Source organism: Rhodoferax sp. (assembly GCF_039922535.1).
In the GTDB taxonomy this organism is placed as follows: domain Bacteria; phylum Pseudomonadota; class Gammaproteobacteria; order Burkholderiales; family Burkholderiaceae_C; genus Rhodoferax_B.
Genome location: NZ_JBDTEM010000246.1, coordinates 1 through 2,232, shown reverse-complemented (window position 1 = coordinate 2,232; position 2,232 = coordinate 1). Strand labels below are relative to the sequence as shown.

Here is a 2,232-nt window from a genome sequence, read left to right as displayed (position 1 = left end):
GATGGAGGTGCGGGGAATCGCCGCAAAAAACAGCGCCCAGTTCAGCAACATCAGGCTGCCCGCCAGGCCCACCACCCCCAGGCTGCGGCCCCGCAGGCGCAGCTCGCCCAGCCGCCTGGTGGCCGCAGCCCACAGGCCCAAGGCCAGTGCGCCAAATACGCAGCGAAACCATACGGTGGCCAGCGGGTGCTGCCCGGCTTCTTCGACAAACACGCCGATGGTGCCCAGCAGCATGCCCCCGGCGATTAACAGCCATTGGCCTTGTTCTTCTTGCTGAGATGGGGTGTTCAGCGGCGTGGAGGGCAGGGTGGTGGTGTGCATGCCGCCATGGTGCGCGGCCACCGCTGCTGGGTAAAGCGCATAGTTCTAAAGCTTACTATGCGTTAAACGAATGATTGGACCCACCATGTCTTACCCCGATTTTCAGATCGACTGGCTGCGCGCCTTTGTGGCGGTGGTGGATGCCGGGTCGCTGTCGGCAGCGGCACCGCTGGTGCACCGCTCGCAGTCGGCGGTCAGCATGCAATTGCAAAAGCTGGAGTCGGCCCTGGGCCGCCCTGTGCTGCTGCGCGGCCCGCGGCACATGGCGTTGACCCCCGCCGGGACCGAGCTGCTGGGCTTTGCCCGCCGCATGCTGGCCTTGCAGGCTGAGACCCACACGGCGCTGCTGGGCCCGCAACTGGCCGGGCGGGTGCGGCTGGGCGTGCCCGACGACTACGCCGCCACCTATCTCACGCCCGTGCTGCGCAGCTTCGCCAGCCGCCACCTGGGGGTGGACATCGAGCTGACCTGCGAGCAATCAACCACGTTGATCCCCCGCGTGCTGCGCGGCGAGCTGGACCTGGCCTTGGTCTCGCGCGACACGCCGCAGCGCGGGCAGTTTGTGTTCCAGGAGCCGCTGGTGTGGGTAGGTGCCGCCGCCTACGAGGCCTGGCGGCGCGCCCCTTTGCCCATTGCGGTGTACGAGGCGGGCAGCATGGCCCGCATCGCCACCCTGTCGGCCCTGGCTGCCAAGGGCCGGGCCTACCGTATCGTGTACCACAGCTCCAGCCTGGCGGGGCAGTTGGCCGCCGTAGAAAGCGGGCTGGCCGTGGCGGTGCTGACGCGCTGCAGCGTGCCGCCCAGTCTGCAGATCTTGCAAAACCTGCCGCCCGAATACGCGCTGCCCACACTGGGTGCGATGGACGTGGCGGTGTTGCGCAGCAAGCGCTCTGGCCCGTCGCCCGCGGTGGATGCGATGTACGCCCAGATGCTGGGTACCTTGGGTGTGGGTGCTGTAAAAAATTGATAAGAAATATGCCTCTGGCGCAGATGCTGTCTGCGCGGGCAGCTATTTATTGAATAGCAATTGACGGTTTTTTGGGGTGGGAGTATCGGCTGGTCTGTTGTCTGACATGGGGCAAACCCTGCGCCGGGCGCAGCTATGATGCGCGCTGTTTTTGCCGCCCTTGTTTGCGACCCCGTTTGCCCATCTTTGTTGCCCACCTTCTGCGACCCGTATGTCCACCGATCCCCAACCCGAATTAGAGGCTGCCGAAGCCGATCCCGCCACCACCGTGCCTTTGAAAATCGAAGACTGGCTTACCGTGCTGGTGATGGGCGCGCTGGCGCTGATCACCTTTGCCAACGTGCTGGCGCGCTACTTCACCAACGAATCCTTTGCCTGGACCGAAGAGATTTCGGTGTTCCTGATGATTGCGCTGACCCTGGTGGCCGCCTCTGCCGCTGTGGCACGCGACCGGCATATCCGCATTGAATATTTCTCAGGCAGCGGCAGCATGGCGCGGCGCAAAGGCCTGTCGCGGTTTGGCGCGGTGATGGTGGCGATCTTGTTCACCCTGATCGGCACGCTCAGCATCCGCATGGTGTGGGACGACTTTCGCTTTGAAGAAACCACGCCGGGCATTGGCGTACCCGCCTGGTGGTATTCCATTTGGTTGCCGATTTTGTCGTTAGGCATTGCGCTGCGCGCCGTGGGCCTGTTTATCCGCCGGGGGCGTGGCGAATGATCACGGCGCTGTTGTTTCTGACCTTCATCTTGATGATGCTGATGGGCGTACCCATCGGCGTGGCCCTGGGCCTGGCGGGCGCGGCGGCGATTGCCATTGCCAACAGCAGCAGCCAGTGGTTCGGCCTGTTGGCCGTGCCGCAAAACTTCTACGCCGGGCTGGGCAAGTACCCGCTGCTGGCCATCCCCATGTTTGTGCTGGTGGGCTCGATATTTGACCGCTC

General features: G+C 64.3%; 3 protein-coding genes and 1 pseudogene. 3 read left to right on the top strand and 1 reads right to left on the bottom strand.

What is annotated here, in order from left to right:
* Nucleotides 1-321: pseudogene (locus tag ABI213_RS11420) on the bottom strand (EamA family transporter); the annotation flags it as partial.
* Nucleotides 322-406: 85 nt separating this feature from the next.
* Here ABI213_RS11420 and ABI213_RS11415 point away from each other — a divergent pair.
* The 3 genes from ABI213_RS11415 to ABI213_RS11405 all read left to right on the top strand — a co-directional run.
* Nucleotides 407-1,288, top strand: a complete 882-nt coding sequence (locus ABI213_RS11415) for a LysR family transcriptional regulator (RefSeq protein WP_348027147.1) — start codon at nt 407-409, stop codon at nt 1,286-1,288.
* Nucleotides 1,289-1,499: 211 nt separating this feature from the next.
* Nucleotides 1,500-2,009: a TRAP transporter small permease gene (locus ABI213_RS11410; protein ID WP_348027145.1), complete on the top strand. Its 510-nt coding sequence runs from the start codon at nt 1,500-1,502 to the stop codon at nt 2,007-2,009.
* Nucleotides 2,006-2,232, top strand: a 227-nt coding sequence (locus ABI213_RS11405) for a TRAP transporter large permease subunit (RefSeq protein WP_348027143.1), incomplete at its 3' end; no start/stop codon positions are given. The genes ABI213_RS11410 and ABI213_RS11405, both read left to right, overlap by 4 nt.